General features: G+C 45.6%; 14 protein-coding genes, 1 riboswitch and 1 other annotated feature. Of the genes, 9 read left to right on the top strand and 5 right to left on the bottom strand.

Features of this window, described 5'->3' with window-relative positions; genetic code table 11:
* Window positions 1-90 precede the first annotated feature (90 nt).
* Window positions 91-172: riboswitch (SMK box riboswitch) on the top strand.
* From metK to Q1X33_RS10525, 3 genes are all read left to right on the top strand, one after another.
* The gene (metK, locus tag Q1X33_RS10515) at window positions 170-1,354 is read left to right on the top strand and encodes a methionine adenosyltransferase (protein ID WP_086295768.1); all 1,185 of its coding nucleotides are present in this window, start codon (window positions 170-172) and stop codon (window positions 1,352-1,354) included. Its footprint overlaps the riboswitch before it by 3 nt.
* 66 nt (window positions 1,355-1,420) lie before the next feature.
* A complete protein-coding gene (locus Q1X33_RS10520) occupies window positions 1,421-2,878 on the top strand; it encodes an MDR family MFS transporter (RefSeq protein ID WP_005227670.1) in 1,458 nt (485 codons plus the stop codon).
* A 22-nt stretch (window positions 2,879-2,900) separates the two neighbouring features.
* Window positions 2,901-3,680: an alpha/beta hydrolase family protein gene (locus Q1X33_RS10525; protein WP_005227672.1), complete on the top strand. Its 780-nt coding sequence runs from the start codon at window positions 2,901-2,903 to the stop codon at window positions 3,678-3,680.
* A gap of 24 nt (window positions 3,681-3,704) precedes the next feature.
* Here the strand turns inward: Q1X33_RS10525 and Q1X33_RS10530 are convergent, their stop codons facing one another.
* Genes Q1X33_RS10530 through Q1X33_RS10540 form a run of 3 tightly spaced genes read right to left on the bottom strand, consistent with a single transcriptional unit; the run spans window position 3,705 to window position 5,906 of the window.
* Window positions 3,705-4,283, bottom strand: a complete 579-nt coding sequence (locus tag Q1X33_RS10530; protein WP_034869022.1) for a class I SAM-dependent methyltransferase — start codon at window positions 4,281-4,283, stop codon at window positions 3,705-3,707.
* Window positions 4,258-5,241 (bottom strand): TIGR01212 family radical SAM protein, encoded by a 984-nt coding sequence (locus Q1X33_RS10535; RefSeq protein WP_005227674.1) that lies wholly within the window; start codon window positions 5,239-5,241, stop codon window positions 4,258-4,260. Before Q1X33_RS10535 ends, Q1X33_RS10530 begins: the two co-directional genes overlap by 26 nt.
* Before the next feature lie 14 nt (window positions 5,242-5,255).
* Window positions 5,256-5,906 (bottom strand): phosphatase PAP2 family protein, encoded by a 651-nt coding sequence (locus tag Q1X33_RS10540; RefSeq protein WP_005227675.1) that lies wholly within the window; start codon window positions 5,904-5,906, stop codon window positions 5,256-5,258.
* A 300-nt stretch (window positions 5,907-6,206) separates the two neighbouring features.
* On the opposite strand from Q1X33_RS10540, the gene Q1X33_RS10545 reads away from it, so the two are divergent.
* Entirely contained in the window at window positions 6,207-7,904 is a 1,698-nt protein-coding gene (locus tag Q1X33_RS10545; RefSeq protein WP_301969662.1) for a LysM peptidoglycan-binding domain-containing protein, read from the top strand.
* A gap of 42 nt (window positions 7,905-7,946) precedes the next feature.
* Window positions 7,947-8,166 (top strand) — a binding site (T-box leader).
* Window positions 8,167-8,253: 87 nt separating this feature from the next.
* Window positions 8,254-10,668, top strand: a complete 2,415-nt coding sequence (leuS, locus tag Q1X33_RS10550; protein ID WP_010749009.1) for a leucine--tRNA ligase — start codon at window positions 8,254-8,256, stop codon at window positions 10,666-10,668.
* Window positions 10,669-10,773: 105 nt separating this feature from the next.
* Here leuS and Q1X33_RS10555 read toward each other — a convergent pair whose 3' ends face one another.
* A complete protein-coding gene (locus Q1X33_RS10555) occupies window positions 10,774-11,004 on the bottom strand; it encodes a hypothetical protein (RefSeq protein ID WP_005227680.1) in 231 nt (76 codons plus the stop codon).
* Window positions 11,005-11,224: 220 nt separating this feature from the next.
* Here Q1X33_RS10555 and Q1X33_RS10560 point away from each other — a divergent pair, with 220 nt between their 5' ends.
* On the top strand, window positions 11,225-11,524 hold the full coding sequence (locus Q1X33_RS10560; protein WP_005227682.1) for a DUF5960 family protein: 300 nt from the start codon (window positions 11,225-11,227) through the stop codon (window positions 11,522-11,524).
* A gap of 72 nt (window positions 11,525-11,596) precedes the next feature.
* Here Q1X33_RS10560 and murE read toward each other — a convergent pair whose 3' ends face one another.
* Window positions 11,597-13,117, bottom strand: a complete 1,521-nt coding sequence (gene murE / locus Q1X33_RS10565; RefSeq protein ID WP_005227684.1) for a UDP-N-acetylmuramyl-tripeptide synthetase — start codon at window positions 13,115-13,117, stop codon at window positions 11,597-11,599.
* 199 nt (window positions 13,118-13,316) lie between these two features.
* Here murE and Q1X33_RS10570 point away from each other — a divergent pair, with 199 nt between their 5' ends.
* The 3 genes from Q1X33_RS10570 (at window position 13,317) to Q1X33_RS10580 (ending at window position 16,970) form a co-directional block, all read left to right on the top strand.
* Window positions 13,317-14,963 (top strand): polysaccharide biosynthesis protein, encoded by a 1,647-nt coding sequence (locus tag Q1X33_RS10570; RefSeq protein ID WP_015510492.1) that lies wholly within the window; start codon window positions 13,317-13,319, stop codon window positions 14,961-14,963.
* 69 nt (window positions 14,964-15,032) lie between these two features.
* Window positions 15,033-15,752 (top strand): pseudouridine synthase, encoded by a 720-nt coding sequence (locus Q1X33_RS10575; RefSeq protein WP_301969663.1) that lies wholly within the window; start codon window positions 15,033-15,035, stop codon window positions 15,750-15,752.
* Between the two features lie 141 nt (window positions 15,753-15,893).
* On the top strand, window positions 15,894-16,970 hold the full coding sequence (locus tag Q1X33_RS10580; RefSeq protein ID WP_367652790.1) for a peptidoglycan DD-metalloendopeptidase family protein: 1,077 nt from the start codon (window positions 15,894-15,896) through the stop codon (window positions 16,968-16,970).
* Window positions 16,971-17,025 lie beyond the last annotated feature (55 nt).

Raw genomic sequence — 17,025 nt, forward strand, 5'->3', positions numbered from 1 at the left:
GCAAACACTCTTGAGAGTGTTTTTTTATTGCCCAAAAACGATCTTTTTATCATTTTTTCAAGCATGAGCAGTCAAAATTTGTTATAATCAGTCCGTTGCAAGTTCCCGAAAGGATTCGCAGCTGCGAAGATGCCTTGTAACCGAAACATATATTAGGGGGAATACAAAAATGACAGAGAAACACTTATTTACATCAGAGTCCGTTTCAGAAGGACACCCAGACAAAGTAGCCGACCAAATCAGTGATGCCATCTTAGATGCGTTGCTTGCCGAAGATCCAATGGCACGGGTCGCTTGCGAAACGTCAGTTACTACCGGATTGGTTTTAGTCTTTGGAGAAATTTCTACTTCTGCTTATGTAGATATTCAAAAAGTCGTCCGAGAAACCATCAAAGAAATCGGCTATACACGAGCAAAATTCGGCTTTGACGGCGATACGGTTGCTGTTTTGGTAGCGATCGATGAGCAATCACCAGATATCGCTCAAGGGGTCGACGATGCTTTAGAAAGTCGTGGAGAAACGGATAAAGATGATATCGGTGCTGGTGACCAAGGCTTGATGTTTGGTTTTGCCGTTGATGAAACACCTGAATTGATGCCTTTACCGATCGCGTTGAGCCATCGGCTGGTACGTCGCTTAGCAGAGTTGCGGAAAAACAATGAACTAAGCTACTTGCGTCCCGATGCAAAATCACAAGTAACCGTTGAATATGATGATAACGATCAACCACAAAGAGTGGACACCGTCGTTATTAGTACCCAGCATGATGATGCGGCTGATAATGAAACGATCCACCGTGATGTCATCGAAAAAGTGATCAAAGAAGTGATCCCTGCCGATCTTTTAGACGAGCAGACAAAATATTATATCAATCCTACTGGTCGTTTTGTGATCGGCGGTCCTCAAGGGGATGCCGGTTTGACTGGCAGAAAAATCATCGTTGATACTTATGGCGGCTATGCACGTCATGGCGGCGGTGCGTTTTCTGGAAAAGACGCAACCAAAGTTGACCGTTCAGCCAGCTATGCGGCTCGCTACATTGCCAAAAACATCGTAGCAGCAAAGCTAGCCAAAAAAGTGGAAGTACAATTAGCCTATGCGATCGGTGTGGCACAGCCCGTTTCGATCAGCATCAACACTTTTGGTACCGGAACCGTCAGCAACGAGCGCTTGATCCAAGCGGTACGGGAAAACTTTGATTTGCGACCAGCAGGAATTATTGAAATGTTAGATTTGCGCCGTCCGATTTATCGTCAGACTGCCGCTTACGGACATTTCGGTCGTACAGATATCGATTTGCCATGGGAACGCACCGACAAGGTGGCGGCACTTTTGGCAAGTGTGAAGGATTAAAAGAGGCGACCTCTATTGATGACTATCAATAGAGGTTCTTTTTTTTGGAGTAAAAGGAGGAGTTATATGCGAACCAATGTAAAATTAGTCACCATTGCGGTCTTTGTCGCAACGTTTATGACCGCAATCGAAGGAACGATCATTACGACAGCGATGCCTACCATCGTTAGTTCATTGAAAGGGATCGAGATCATGAACTGGGTCTTCTCGATCTATCTTTTGACCAGTGCGATGTTGACCCCGATCTACGGCAAGTTTGCCGATAATATCGGCCGCAAACCAGTCTTTTTATTTGGGACGTTGCTGTTTATTATCGGGTCGGCGTTTTGTGGGATGGCCAACACGATGTTGACGTTGATCATTGCCAGAGCGTTGCAAGGATTAGGCGCAGGGGCCATGATGCCCGTTGCCCTAACGATCATTGCGGACCTGTATCCCGTTGAAAAGCGGGCGAAAGTCTTAGGGCTCAATAGTACGGCTTGGGGGATCGCCAGTGTTGTTGGTCCTTTAGCTGGTGGATTGATCGTAGATACGATTGGGTGGCATTGGATCTTTTTTATCAACGTGCCCATCGGATTAGGGCTGATTGCTTTGATTTGGTTTTATTTTCATGAAGAAAAAAAGGCCTTTGCTGCAGTCAACATTGATTATGCAGGCAGTCTCTTGTTGATGTTGACGCTAGTAGGCCTCTTGCTAGGCTTCCAGTTGCTGGGAGATTATGGTGTGAGTCTGCCTGTCATCGGGCTATTCGTTTTTTCTGTCCTTACGTTTATCGGCTTCATTCGGGTGGAGAAAAAAGCAGCAGATCCGATTATTGATCTGAAGCTGTTTCACTCAAAATTATTTGTGGTGGTCAATATCGTAGCAGCTTTGGCTAGCGGCTTCTTGATGGGGATCGATGTTTATATCCCAATGTGGATGCAAGGGGTCTTAGGCATGAGTGCGGGGATTGGCGGGCTTGTGTTGGCACCGTTGTCGATTTTATGGATGATTGGTTCCTTCTTAGCCAGCCGTTGGTTGACACAGCACAGTGTCAGCTGGGTCTTGACGGTTAGCTTGTTGATCACGGCTACCGGTGCTTTGTGGCTGTTTTTGACACCGGCACAGACCTCATTCTGGTTGTTCTTGGTCATTTCTTCTATTACTGGCGTCGGGTTAGGGGCAACGATGGTGGTTTGTACGGTTACTGCCCAAACCAGCGTTGGCCCCACACAAGTCGGCGTGGCGACTTCTTTCAATACCCTGTTGCGAACGATCGGGCAAACCATCATGGTAGCGGTCTTCGGTATCGTTTTAAACACCAGTAATAGCGTAGGCTTAGCACAGGCACAAGTCAATGATAGCAGTGTCATGAATCAGCTAGTAGATCCAGCCGCTGCGCGCCAGCTGCCAACCGCATTATTAGGGCAATTACGGGAGATTCTTTATAGCGGTCTACACTGGGTTTTTGGGATCGGTGTTCTACTTATTGTGCTAGCGATTGGTTTGACCCGCACGATTTCGCGAGAATCTGGTACAATATAAAAAAAGGATCGCAGGTGATTGTATGGCTTTTTTACAAGCAAATATCTATTCAAATGTTCTTGAAATGGAGGTAATGATCGATGTGATCTTGCCTCAAAGTACCAAGAAAAAAATCGGCACGCAAAGCCAATCAACGGGCACAGATCTCCCGGTGCTTTATTTGTTGCATGGGATGAACGGAAATCATAGTGTCTGGCAGCGACGGACGTCGATCGAGCGGTATGCCGCAGAGTATCAACTAGCGGTCATCATGCCGTCTACTGATCTGGGTTGGTATACCGATACGACCTATGAGATGAAGTATTGGACGTTTATCGCCGAAGAATTACCACAGATTTGCCATGAGCTGTTTCCTCAGCTGACGCAAAAACGAGAAAAAACTTTTGCGGCTGGGCTTTCGATGGGGGGCTATGGGGCAGTAAAACTCGGGCTGAGAAAGCCTGACCAGTTTGCGGCGGTAGCGTCTTTGTCTGGGGCATTAGCGCTGGCTGAAAGCATGGATTCCTTGCTGCAGCTGCGAAGCCAAGCTTATTGGGAAGGAATTTTTGGACCATTAGAGCAATTCAAAGGGTCAGAAAATGATTTGATCCATCTGATTGAGACCATCGATCCAAGCACAGCGCCGCGCTTTTTTATTAGCTGCGGAACCGAGGATCAGCTGTATCCGGCAAGTGAATATGCGGTGGATAAGCTGCAAAAGCGCAAACTAGCCGTAACGTTTGAATCGGGAACTGGGGATCATGATTGGAATTTCTGGGATCAATGGATCCAACGAGTCCTGCAATGGCTTTTTAGTGAATAAAAAAACCATCAGTCGATCGACACCTTAACGTGCCGAGGACTGATGGTTTTTTCGTTCGATACAAAATAAGATCGGCGGTTGGTTCCGCTGATTGATAAATTGATAGGAAAGGACATTGAACTTCTCTTGCGGCAGCTGCTGACAAAAGGAGTGTACTTCTTTCAGCTCTGCTTCGCCGCCAGCGTGTCCATAATAGCAGACGAGGATGATTCTACCTTTCGGGGCTAAACGTGTCAGTAAAGCTTCTAAAGCCGTTTTCGTTGTATCAGGCAGCGTGATGATCGCTTTGTCCCCTTGCGGCAAGTAGCCTAAATTGAAAATGGCGGCGTGAACCGGACCACTCACAACCTCTGCCAACGTCTCATGGCCTTGATGGATCAGCTGGACTTGTGCCAACAGCTCTTTTTCAGCCAAACGCTTTTTGGTAGCTTGCAGGGCTTGTTCTTGAATATCAAAAGCAAACACCTGACCAGTCGGGCCAACTAAGGAAGCCAATAATTCCGTGTCGAAGCCGTTGCCCATCGTGGCATCAACAGCGGTTTGTCCCGGCTGCAGAACTTCTTTTAAAAGGGTGTGGCTATAGCGCATGGCGGTCGGCAGCATTGACAGGCTCCTTTCGCACGTTGAATTTTCCTTGATAGGAGTTGCGGCGCAGCATTTCTTGATCGATCTCATTCAAGACTTCCCATTTTTTCAAACTCCACATTGGACCTACCAGAGAATCCCATGGTGCATCGCCTGTCAGGCGATGAATGATGATCTCTGGGGGGATCATTTCTAACTGATCGCAGATCAATGACACATAGGTATCGCGCCGCATCAATTGCAAACGTCCTTCATGATAATCCCGCAGCATCCGAGTATTGCGCATCAAATGCAGCAGGTGCAGTTTGATGCCTTGGATATCAGAATCTTGAATGGTGCGGCGGACATTTTCTTGCATCATCTCGATCGTCTCGCCTGGCAGGCCATTGATCAAATGGGTACAGACACGAATATTGTGTTTGCGCAGGCTGGCGACGCCGTCTAAGTAAGTTTGATAATCATGGGCGCGGTTGATGGCATTGCTCGTGGTTTCAAACGTCGTTTGCAGTCCTAATTCGACCCATAAATAAAAGCGTTGATTGAGCTCTGCTAGATAGTCAACGACATCTTCTGGTAAGCAGTCTGGTCGGGTCCCAACGGAGATCCCGACAACACCAGGTAGTGTCAGCACTTGCTCGAAGCGTTCACGGATCACTGCCACCGGTGCGTGGGTGTTCGTAAAGTTTTGAAAATAGACAATGTATTTGTCCACTTGCGGCCACTTTTTGTGCATCATGGCGATCTCTTTTTCAAACTGCTCTGGCAGTGGGGCTTCAGGAGCTACGATCATATCGCCAGAACCGGACACACTGCAAAATGTACAGCCGCCTTTGGCAACGGTGCCGTCACGATTGGGGCAGTCGAAGCCCGCATCGATGGGGACTTTAAAGATTTTTTCGCCAAATTCTTGCCGCAAAGCAAAGTTCCACGAATGGTATCGTTTGTTTTTATCTTCTGCATAAGGAAATGGATTCATTTTTTTACCTTCTTTTATAATTGTTTACGCGTGAAGCGCCAGACAAAGCGTTTTTGCAAGTAGTACGGATAGGTCAACAGCAGCCAAGACAGGCCAACACAAAAACCGCCTAACACATCACTGGGAAAATGCACACCAACATAAATACGGCTGATGCCGATGCAGCCAATCAAAAGGCCCAGCAAAAGGCGGATGCCCCATTGCCAAAAAGGCTGCTTGAAGAAAACTGGGACCAAGAAGAGCAAGGTTCCATAAAAAATCATACTGCCCGTCGAGTGTCCACTGGGGAAACTGAAACTTGATTCCGTGACTAAGTGTTCAAGAGTTGGGCGCTCCCGTAAAAAGACCAGTTTGATCAATGGATTAAAGAGCCCAGCAATCCCGATGGTACCAATACTGAGCCATATAGCTTCAGCATAATACTTGTTGATCACTAAGACAGCTAAAACAGCGAGAAAGAGCAAGATGATCGTGGTAGGATTCGCAAATTTTGTGACCCATAGAAAAAACGGTGTCCAAAACGGGTAGCCGCTGCGGATGATGCGAGTCAAGGTTTCGTCAAAGGAGACCAACCAAGTAGGGTAAAATTTCACGACATAGCCGAGAAAAACGAACAGCAGTAAAAAGCAACTGCCCGCAAATTGAAAATAAAGTTTTTTATGCATGGATAAGCCTCGTTTCTAGAGAATTTCTGTCAATTATTGTCATTAAGTCAAAGAGACATCTAGAAGGTATTATAGCATTTATCACAAGTCGGAAAAAGCGCGGAACGAGCAAGGTGTTACTCGTCTGAGCAAGCGATACGTTTATCGGGAGCAGGCCAATTGCTTCATTGCAATAAATGTTCGTTTGATTACAAAGAGTTTACAGTTTCTGAAATCGGCTCAAATACCTTTTATAAATTCTTAAGAAATTGTATACTAAACCTACGTTCACTATAAGGAAAAAACGGAGGAATAACGGACATGAACACGAGTCAATCAAGAAAAGTACATCGTCAAGCAGACCAATCGGGCGATAAGTATCGAGCGATCAAAAAAAGTGCAGTTGTTTTAGGAACAACACTGACTGCTTGCTCTGTTGTAGCTCCATTGGTGTCATCGGTTCAAGCAGAAGCCGTAGAGACCTCGATCGCCCAAGTTTCTACTAGCAATTTTGCCGCGCCGAATACTTCCGCGTTTATTGCTGAAATCGCTACGTACGCCCAACCTGTGGCAAACGCCAACGATCTATATGCTTCTGTGATGATCGCGCAAGCCATTTTAGAAAGTGGTTGGGGCCGAAGCAGCTTATCAAAAGCACCGAATTACAATCTATTCGGAATCAAAGGCAGCTATAACGGTCAAACCGTTTATATGAGTACCTTAGAATATTTGAACAACCAATGGTTGACTATGAATGAACCCTTTAAGCGTTACCCATCTTACACGCAATCATTTGAAGATAACGCACGTACTTTACGCTCAACTTCTTTACAAAGCGGTGTCGCGTATTATTCTGGCGCTTGGAAAAGCAATACGACTTCATATCTTGATGCAACCGCATGGCTAGCAGGCCGTTATGCGACTGCACCAAACTATGCCTCTTCACTGAATGCCGTGATCCAGCAATTTGGGTTAACGAAATATGACACGCCAGCTTCTGGCAATGCCGGTGGAGGCGCCACAGCCAGTGCTTCAACGAGTACGACGACCACGACATCAGCTGTCAGCACGAGCGGCAGTCAAACCTATACAGTCACTTCGGGGGACTCAGTCTGGTCGATCGCCAACAAACATGGCATCTCCATGGATCAGTTGCGCAGTTTGAACAATATCAAAAACGATTTTGTTTATCCAGGACAAACCTTGAAAGTCAACGGCAGCGCCCAAAGTACTTCGGCAACTTCAACGGTATCGATCGTCAATCGCAATGCTTCAGCAACTACATCAGGCAATACCTACACCGTAGTTTCTGGTGATTCCGTTTGGTCGATCGCCAATAAGCATGGCATTTCGATGGATCAATTTCGCAGTTTGAACAACATCAAAAATGATTTTGTCTATCCAGGGCAAAAAGTTGTCGTTAGCGGTGGTTCGTCTACGAATACCAGCAGTACTACGACCGTCAGCACGGCATCAACGGCTAGCCAAAGCAGTGGCGGCACCTACACGGTGGCAGCTGGCGATTCAGTCTGGTCGATCGCTAACAAGCATGGCATCTCGATGGATCAGTTCCGCAGCTTGAACAATATTAAAAATGACTATGTTTATCCAGGTCAAAAGGTGGTTGTCAGCGGTAGTTCTACCCGTACAAGTACAACGACGAGCACGACCGTCAGCAGCCAAACCAGCAGCAGTGCTGCAGGCAACACCTATACGGTGGCTTCTGGTGATTCAGTCTGGTCAGTTGCCAATAAACACGGGATTTCGATGGACCAATTCCGCAGCTGGAACAACATCAAAAATGATTTTATCTATCCAGGACAAAAGGTGGTCGTCAAGCAAGGCGGCACGGCAGCTACTACCAGCACTTCAGCGACAAATGGTACCTACAAGGTCGCATCGGGGGATTCTGTTTGGGGGATCGCAGATAAGTTCGGCATCACGACGGATCAATTTATCCAATGGAACAATATTCAAAATAACTTTATTTACCCAGGACAAACAGTTAGGGTAAAATAGATTGCTATTCCTAATGATTTTTGTTAGGATAAGTGCAAAGAAACTTTCACGTTTGAGAAGGAATAGTAGAAGTACGGTGGGACTTTTAGAGAGTGCATGGTTGGTGGAAATGCACAGCACACCTTTCGAACTCGTCTTCGAGTGATATCTGACTGAACCTGATTTGGCTAGGCAGATACGGCGATGGCCGTTAAAACATCGAGGTCTGCTTTTTTGAGGAGCAGATAAACTTAGGTGGTACCACGTTGATAACGTCCTATAAAAATCATAGCGATTTTTATAGGACTTTTTTTAAGTTTTGCTGGTTGATTTGACGAGCAAAACACCAATTTTTTAGGAGGAGTCCATCGTGAATTACAATCACAAAGAAATCGAAAAAAAATGGCAAAAATATTGGGCAAAGAAAAATGAATTCAACACCCATGATGAGCCGGACAAACCAAAATTTTATGCGCTAGATATGTTCCCATATCCATCTGGACAAGGATTACATGTCGGACATCCAGAAGGCTATACAGCTACGGATATCTTGAGCCGCTTCAAACGCAGCCAAGGGTACAATGTACTGCACCCAATGGGCTGGGATGCCTTTGGTCTGCCTGCCGAACAATATGCATTAGACACTGGAAATGATCCAGCGGAATTCACGAAGAAAAATATTGAGACCTTCCGCCGTCAAATCAATGCGCTAGGATTCAGCTATGACTGGAATCGTGAAATCAATACGACAGATCCCGAGTACTACAAGTGGACGCAATGGATCTTTACCAAGCTTTATGAAAAAGGGTTAGCTTATGAAGCCGAAGTTCCAGTAAACTGGGTACCAGAGCTTGGGACCGTGATCGCCAATGAAGAAGTCATTGACGGCAAAAGCGAACGGGGCGGCTACGATGTGATCCGCAAACCGATGCGCCAATGGATGCTGAAAATCACAGCGTATGCTGATCGTTTGTTGGACGATTTAGAAGAAGTTGATTGGCCAGAAAGCATCAAAGAAATGCAGCGCAATTGGATCGGACGTTCGGTCGGAGCCAACGTTACGTTTAAAGTGGCAGGGATGGAAAAAGACTTTACCGTCTTTACGACTCGCCCAGATACCTTGTTTGGTGCGACCTACGCCGTATTGGCGCCAGAACATGAGCTAGTGGCCCAAATCACTACACCAGAACAAAAAGCAGCCATTGATGCCTATGTAGAAGAAGCGTCGAAAAAATCTGATTTGAACCGAACAGATTTGGCCAAAGAAAAAACTGGTGTCTTCACAGGTGCCTATGCCATCAATCCCGTGAATGGTAAAGAGATCCCGATTTGGATCGCCGATTATGTTTTGGCTTCTTATGGAACAGGTGCGATCATGGCGGTTCCTGCCCATGACGAACGTGACCACGAATTTGCCAAAACATTTGGCTTAGAGATCATTCCTGTATTGGCAGGGGGCAACGTGGAAGAATCTGCCTATACCGAAGATGGACTGCATATCAATTCAGACTTTTTGGATGGGCTAGACAAAGAGACAGCCATCGAAAAAATGGTCGCATGGTTGGAAGAAAACCACGTTGGGAAAAAAGAAGTCAGCTATCGTCTTCGCGATTGGTTGTTCTCTCGCCAACGGTATTGGGGAGAGCCAATCCCAATCATCCATTGGGAAGATGGTACGACTACGACGCTTCCTGAAGATCAGCTGCCGTTGCGTTTGCCAAAAACCGACAATATCAAACCAAGCGGTACTGGTGAATCGCCATTAGCCAATGTCACAGATTGGGTCAATGTCACCGACCCTGAAACCGGGAAAAAAGGACGTCGTGAAACCAATACGATGCCGCAATGGGCTGGAAGCTCATGGTATTTCTTGCGCTTTATCGATCCTCATAATAAGTCTGTTTTGGCAGACTACGACAAATTGAAACGCTGGATGCCAGTCGATATTTATATCGGTGGCGCAGAGCACGCTGTCTTGCACTTGCTTTATGCTCGCTTCTGGCATAAATTCTTGTATGATATCGGTGTCGTGCCAACGAAAGAACCATTTGAAAAATTGTTCAACCAAGGGATGATCCTTGGGGAAAACAATGAAAAAATGTCAAAATCCCGCGGCAACGTCGTTAATCCAGATGATGTCATCAATCAATACGGTGCGGATACTTTGCGTCTATATGAAATGTTTATGGGACCATTGGATGCATCGATCGCTTGGAATGAGAATGGTCTTGAAGGCAGTCGTAAATTCTTGGATCGTGTGTGGCGCTTGATCGTCGATGAAAATGGCAAAATGCGTGACCGCATCACGACATTCAACGATGGCAAATTGTCGAAAGTTTACCATCAAACCGTTAAGAAAGTGACGGAAGATTTTGAGCAGCTGCACTTCAATACGGCGATTTCCCAATTGATGGTCTTTGTCAATGAAGCGTACAAAGCCGATGCTTTGCCTTACGAATATGTCGAAGGATTTGTGCAGCTATTGGCTCCGATCGCACCGCATATCGGGGAAGAGCTATGGTCGATCCTCGGGAATGACCATGGGATCTCTTATGTGCCATGGCCAACCTATGACGAAAGTGCCCTAGTGGAAGACGAGATCGAAGTCGTCTTTCAAGTCAACGGCAAAGTTCGCGCCAAAGCAATGGTGCCAGCGGATGCCGAAAAAGCAGTGCTTGAACAATTGGCGCAAGAAAACGAACTTGTCCAAGAACAGCTCCAAGGAAAAACGATCCGTAAAGTGATCGTCGTACCGAACAAATTGGTCAATATCGTTGCAAACTAAACGCTAAAAAATAGCTGCCTAGCAGATCGAGGGTCTGTTAGGCAGCTTTTTGGTGACGACAAAGAAAAAAAGTGTTACTGAGTGGTTCTCAGCAACACTTTTTTGTTATTTTTTGCGAATGATCCCATAGAACAAAGCGGCTGTTGCGACCAATGGAATCAAGATCACTAGTAGAAAGCCGTTTGGATACGTAGCGCGAGTGAAAATTTCTGATGAAGCATCACTTCCGCCAAATAGATGATTGGAAATCATGAACTGAGCCATCATAGCAACGATTGCGACAAAACCAATTGCAGCACCAGTACCGACGAAAATTTTTTTCTTTGCGTTGTTCATTACATTTGCCCCTTTTATAGTCTCTATGTATCATTATACAAAATTTGGATGCGTGTTCAATCTGATTTTGTCAAATAATTGATTCGTAATACACTTGAAATGTTTCTGACATATTTAAGCACCAGAAGAGTAAAAATTCCCCTGAAGACCGATCATATTATTCGCTGATCCTCACGGACTCTCGTATAATAAAGTAAGAGAAAAGAAAGAGGGGACTTACATGGAGTATCAATCATTTGAAGGCCAGTCGGCTTTTTTTGAAGATTATGCACGGATTGCCAAACCTGGCTATGAGGAAGAGGCAGTCACTGCCGATGTCTTGGAACAGTTGAATCAACAATTAACAGAAGAAGAGCTGTTTTACCGTTTAGCAGCCGAAGATGCCAAAGAAGGGCAAGTCTTTTTGTTTCCTTTCAGCAAACGAATGTTTACCGAAGACCTTGACGCCGCCATTTCAACAGAATTCCGTTATGATGGCGCACCCTATGTCTATGAGACTTACGAAGACGAACAACCTTAGTCACGCAGAAAAAAAAACTTTCAGATGATCTGTTAAATCATCTGAAAGTTTTTTTGTTGAGGCAACTTGTTGCTATTGGTGTTTGGCTTGCTGCTGCGCTAAGGTCAAGTCACCGATGTAAGGGACTTTTTTTCCAGCGACTTTCAAGTATTGTTCGGCGCCTTTGCCCGCAATAATCACGATATCCTTACTGTCTGCATCAGCAATCGCTGATTTGACGGCTTGAGCCCGATCCATCTCATGAATGATGGCAACTTCAGGATTGGTGATCGCAGCTGCGATTTCTTTTGCGATTGCGGATGCTTCTTCAAAATCAGGATCATCGCTGGTCAGGTAGACTTTGTCCGCATATTCTCCTAGCGCTCGTCCCATATCTGCTCGGCGAGATTGGGCTTTGCCGCCAGCACTGCCAGTGACAAAAAGCAGGCGGCCTTCTGGGCGCAATTGGCGGGCAAGTTCACTTAATGATTGGAAGCTAAGGTAATTGTGGGCATAGTCAACGATCATGACTGCGCCATTTTCTTTTTCTAAAACGATCATTCGTCCAGGGATGATCACTGTCGGCAGGACTTTCTGAGCGTCTTCACGAGAGGCACCCGCTAAGCAGGCAGCTAAAATCGCCGCTGCGGCGTTCTCATGGTTGAAAGAACCTAAGATCCCCAGTTGATATTCACCAGAGACTTGCAAGACATCAGAAGCAGCTGACAGCGCAAAGCCTTTTAGATCTGCCCCTTCTTGGACGACATAATCGGCGTCTGAACGTCCGTAGGTGATATAAGGAACTTGATGGACTTCACAAGTTTCTCGCAGCAAGTGGTAGTGATCGCTTTGGCGATTTAAAATCATCTGTTTGCTGTTGCGGATCAGTTCCCGTTTGCAGTAAAGGTAATCATCATAAGTTGGATGTTCCACTGGTCCAATGTGATCAGGCGAAATATTCAAGAACGCGCCAATATCAAAGGTAATACCGGCGACCCGTTTGGTTTTATAGGCTTGGGAAGAAACCTCCATCACAAGATGGGTCATGCCGTTTGCGACAGCCTCGGCCATCATCTTATAAAGATCCAGTGTTTCGGGGGTCGTCAACACTGCTTCATTAAAGGTTTTTCCGTCGACTGAGTTTTCCTCAGATGAAAAGAATGCTACTTTTTGACCCGTCGATTCTGCTAAAATCGCCCGAGCAAAATAGGCGCAGCTGGTTTTGCCTTTTGTTCCCGTGATGCCGATGGTCACCAGCTGTTCTTGAGGATGGCCATAAAACGCTTGAGCGATCACTGCCATCGTTTCTCGAATGTCGGTGACGATGATTCCATAAGTTGCAAAGTTGTCATAGGGCGTTTCTGAAATGTAGCACTGAATCCCTTGGTCAATGGCGGCAGCCAGGTAGCTTTCTTTAAAAGAAGCCCCTTTACAGAAAAAAAGCGTCGCCGCATCGGCTGTTCGCGAGTCGTAGCTTAATGAGGTAAAGGCAAGATCAGTCATTTCTTGCGGCACGGTATAAACCCAATCAGTGGGGGTGATGATTTCTTTCAATAGGTTTTCCTGCAATAAGAGTTTGCGGATCTGTGGCACGGTAATGAGTTCCTTTTGCATCGTTGTTCTCCTTCATTCCTCTAAAGATTTCTCTTATTATAGCATAACTCCTAAAAACCGCCGTTTGGGAGGGAAAAGTTTTCTTTTTTTTCTCCTTATTTTGAAGAAACTTTAAGATGTTGCAAAAATAGATTGCGACCAACCCTTTTTCGAATTAAAATGGAAGGGATATGTTTGTAGAAAGTTGGAGATAATGGCGATGGATAAACACATGCGTTCAGTGTCAAAAGAATTAACTACACAAGAAAAAATGGCTCAAGGATCTGCTTGGATGACGATGGGAAATATCGGCTCACGTTTGCTTGGCGCCATTTACATTTTACCCTGGTATTATTGGATGGGCGCAAATGCGGATAAAGCAAATGCGTTGTTTGGAATGGGCTATAATGTTTACGCCTTATTTTTAATGATCTCCACTGCGGGGATCCCTTCAGCAATTGCCAAACAGATTTCTTTTTACAATTCTCGCCAAGAATACCGCACGAGCCAGAAGCTCTTTTTAAGAGCGTTTCAATTGATGGCAGGTTTTGGCGTGGTGACCGCTGGAATCATGTATTTGGCAGCCCCATGGTTGGCAACGGCTTCAGGCGGAGGCGCAGAATTGATTCCTGCGATGCGCTCATTGAGTATTGCTTTATTGGTTTTTCCTTGTATGAGTGTCATGCGAGGGTATTTCCAAGGAAACCAAGACATGAAACCTTTTGCGATCTCGCAAGTCGTTGAACAAATCGCTCGTGTCTGTTATATGCTTTTAGCGACCTTTATCATTATGCGGGTCATCGAAGGCGAATACACGGCAGCCGTGACGCAATCGACCTTTGCCGCCTTTATCGGTGTCTTAGCCAGCATTTTGGTATTAGGCTATTACTTCCAAAAGCAGCGGGTGCGGATGGATGTTTTAGTCGATATGAGCAAAGAAGAAACGGTGCTGCAAACCAAAGAGTTGGTTTTAGCGACCATCAAAGAAGCGATCCCTTTTATTATCGTAGGCTCAGGGATCACGATTTTAAAATTGGTGGATCAGTACACCTTTGTGCGAATGATGAGCAGTTTTACCGAATTTTCAAATGATCAGCTCTTAGAACTAATGGCGATTTTCGGCAGCAACCCTGATAAGCTGACGATGGTGGTTATCGGATTAGCTACTTCCATGGCTTCAACGGGACTGCCTTTGATCAGTGAAGCAGTCGCCAAAAAAGACAAAAAGAACTTAGCCAAATTGATCAGCAACAACTTGCAATTGTATTCCTTTGTAATGTTTCCAGCGACTTTTGGGATGATCGTACTGTCTTATCCTCTATACACCTTGTTTTATCGTCCAGATGCGTTAGGGGCGAGCGTCTTAGTCGCTGCCTGTCTGTCTGGTCTGGTCTTGGGCTTGTTTATGCTTAGTTCGAGTATGCTGCAAGGGATGTACCACAACAAAGAAGCGGTTGTTTTCTTCTTTGTAGGATTACTGGTGAAAGTGATCTTGCAGTATCCAGCGATTCGTTTGTTCCAAGTCTACGGTCCATTGGTTTCTACCACGATTGCCTTAGGGATCGTCTGCTGGTTAAATATTCGCAAAATGATTCGCAAAGGCCATTTCAATGTAAACTTAACGTTGCGACGGACATTATTGATTGGCGCGATGACGATCATTATGGTGATCGCAGCGTTGATCGCTCGCCAACTCTTTGGGCTTGTCTTGAGCTCTGAAAGAAAAGTCCAAGCCTTTATCTTGAGCTTGCTAGTAGCAGGAGTCGGCGGCAGTGTATACATCTACATTGCGCTGAAATTGCGTTTAGCTGAAAAATTACTCGGCTCATCAATGGTTCGTTTACGCCAGAAATTACACATCAAATAAAACTAGAAGCAGCCGCTGAGCCTCCTTTGTGAGACCTTGGCGGCTGTTTTATATGAAAGGAAGAAACCGATGCGTTTAGACAAATTTTTAGCGGATATGGGCTATGGCTCCCGCAAAGAAGTGAAACAGTTGATCAAAAAAGGGCTCGTGACCGTCAATGGACAAGTCATCAAAAGTGACAAAGCACAAGTACAAGAAACACAAGATACCGTTTGTTTTGAGGGGGAACCCATCGCCTATCAAAGCCAGTTTTATTATTTGCTGAATAAAACCGCCGGCGTGATATCGGCAACCGTCGATTCCTATGAAGAGACGGTCTTAGATTTGTTTTCTGAAGAAGCGTTTCGCGAAGATTTGTTTCCAGTAGGACGGTTGGATAAAGACACCGAAGGCTTTTTGCTGATTACGAACGATGGCGGATTGGCGCATCAATTATTGTCGCCTAAAAAGCATGTGGAAAAAGAATATTATGCTCAAGTCGAGGGAATCATGACAGCGGAGGATCAAAAAATCTTTGCCAAAGGCATCAAATTAGACGGCGAGTGGACTTTGCCGGCTGAGTTGCAGATCCTCAACGTCGATGAAGAAGAAATGCGCAGCGAGATCAAACTGATCCTCCATGAAGGCAAGTTTCATCAAGTCAAACGGATGGTCCATGCAGTAGGAAAAGAAGTCGTTTATTTGAAACGGATTCGCATGGGAGGCCTGTCCTTGCCTGATGATTTGGCATTAGGCGAGTATCGGGAATTAACGTCTGAGGAAATGGCGAAGCTGCAAGAGCGAGGATAAGACGATTGGCGAGCTAAAGAAATTCTTATAAAAGTTGTTATTCGGCTGCAATATTTGTAAAAAAAGCCCGTTTTATAGGTAATTTACATGAAAATTTGCAACAATAGACTTTAAACTGTTGGAAAAACCCTCTTTTTTTTCATGAATAAGCATGTTAAAGTAGCCAAGCTACTAAAAAAAGAAGGAGTTACCTCATTGAAGAAAAAGATTTTTTTATTGCTCGCCCTTACGTTGCCGCTTTTCCAGCCAGCTGTCAGTTATGCTGCTGAAACGAAGAGCACCGAGGAACTGACGGTTTTGACTGCAGAACTTGCAACGTATGAAGAGGAAGTCACCACTAGCCAACAGAAAGTCACAGCGCTGGAAAGTCAATTAGCGGATTATCAGGAAGAATTAAGCCAATTAGCACAAGAAAGCCAGGAAGTTCAAACGCAGATCGCTGCTCTGAATGACCAAAAAGCCCAGCATCAAGAAAGCCAAGCGCCAAGCAGCCTGGTAGTCGACGGACCACAAGCCACGATCCAACAACTACGCAAGTTTAGTGAACAACAAGCGGCTTTACGGGAAGTGAACCAACAATTGGCGGAAAAAGAAGCCCAACAGCAACGAATCACTTCGTACCAAACCTTGATGCAAGCCCAATTAGTACATAGTAAAGAGCAACTAGCAACAGCAAAAGAAGAATTGCAGAGCCAACAAGAGCAGCTGCAGCAAACGCAAGCGCAAGTACAAGACTTGCAAGAAAAAGTGGACAAAGAAGCAAAAGCCGCTGAAGAAGCAAAACAAAAAGCCAAAGAAGTAGCAGAGAAAGCAGCAGCCAGTGAATTTTCACTGCCAATCACGGGCGCCGTGTCGATCTCCAGCGGGTTTGGTACTCGAGCTGACCCAACTGGTTTTTCTGGGACGCAGCATGACGGGATCGACTTTACAGGTCAAGCGGGGGAGAAGATCGTCGCCGCTCGTGATGGTCAGGTAGAAGATGCTGGTTATGGTCCAAGTACGGGGAATTACGTGATTTTGGCTCATGATAACGGCTTTTACTCGTATTATTTTCACTTAACAGCTGTCAGTGTCTCGAAGGGGGCAACCGTTGCAGTCGGCGAGCAAGTCGGTACGATGGGGACGACTGGAAACTCGACTGGCGTCCATCTGCACTTTGGATTGAGTAAGACGTTGTGGTCAGATTTCGTTGATCCAGCAGCTTACTTACCGCTATAAGCCGAAGCACCGAGTAGAAACATTGAAAAAAACATCTGAAACCAAAAAGCATGAC

This window comes from Enterococcus sp. B2E4, assembly GCF_030499455.1.
In the GTDB taxonomy this organism is placed as follows: domain Bacteria; phylum Bacillota; class Bacilli; order Lactobacillales; family Enterococcaceae; genus Enterococcus_D; species Enterococcus_D casseliflavus.

What these genes read in the sequence shown, in the direction of transcription:
- Q1X33_RS10535 (WP_005227674.1), bottom strand. Translation starts at nt 5,241, where the DNA reads ATGAATCCATTTCCTTATGCAGAAGATAAAAACAAACGATACCATTCG.
- Q1X33_RS10560 (WP_005227682.1), top strand. Translation starts at nt 11,225, where the DNA reads ATGGAGTATCAATCATTTGAAGGCCAGTCGGCTTTTTTTGAAGATTAT.
- murE (WP_005227684.1), bottom strand. Translation starts at nt 13,117, where the DNA reads ATGCAAAAGGAACTCATTACCGTGCCACAGATCCGCAAACTCTTATTG.
- Q1X33_RS10575 (WP_301969663.1), top strand. Translation starts at nt 15,033, where the DNA reads ATGCGTTTAGACAAATTTTTAGCGGATATGGGCTATGGCTCCCGCAAA.
- Q1X33_RS10555 (WP_005227680.1), bottom strand. Translation starts at nt 11,004, where the DNA reads ATGAACAACGCAAAGAAAAAAATTTTCGTCGGTACTGGTGCTGCAATT.
- Q1X33_RS10580 (WP_367652790.1), top strand. Translation starts at nt 15,894, where the DNA reads ATGAATAAGCATGTTAAAGTAGCCAAGCTACTAAAAAAAGAAGGAGTT.
- Q1X33_RS10545 (WP_301969662.1), top strand. Translation starts at nt 6,207, where the DNA reads ATGAACACGAGTCAATCAAGAAAAGTACATCGTCAAGCAGACCAATCG.
- Q1X33_RS10530 (WP_034869022.1), bottom strand. Translation starts at nt 4,283, where the DNA reads ATGCTGCCGACCGCCATGCGCTATAGCCACACCCTTTTAAAAGAAGTT.
- metK (WP_086295768.1), top strand. Translation starts at nt 170, where the DNA reads ATGACAGAGAAACACTTATTTACATCAGAGTCCGTTTCAGAAGGACAC.
- Q1X33_RS10520 (WP_005227670.1), top strand. Translation starts at nt 1,421, where the DNA reads ATGCGAACCAATGTAAAATTAGTCACCATTGCGGTCTTTGTCGCAACG.
- Q1X33_RS10540 (WP_005227675.1), bottom strand. Translation starts at nt 5,906, where the DNA reads ATGCATAAAAAACTTTATTTTCAATTTGCGGGCAGTTGCTTTTTACTG.
- Q1X33_RS10570 (WP_015510492.1), top strand. Translation starts at nt 13,317, where the DNA reads ATGGATAAACACATGCGTTCAGTGTCAAAAGAATTAACTACACAAGAA.
- Q1X33_RS10525 (WP_005227672.1), top strand. Translation starts at nt 2,901, where the DNA reads ATGGCTTTTTTACAAGCAAATATCTATTCAAATGTTCTTGAAATGGAG.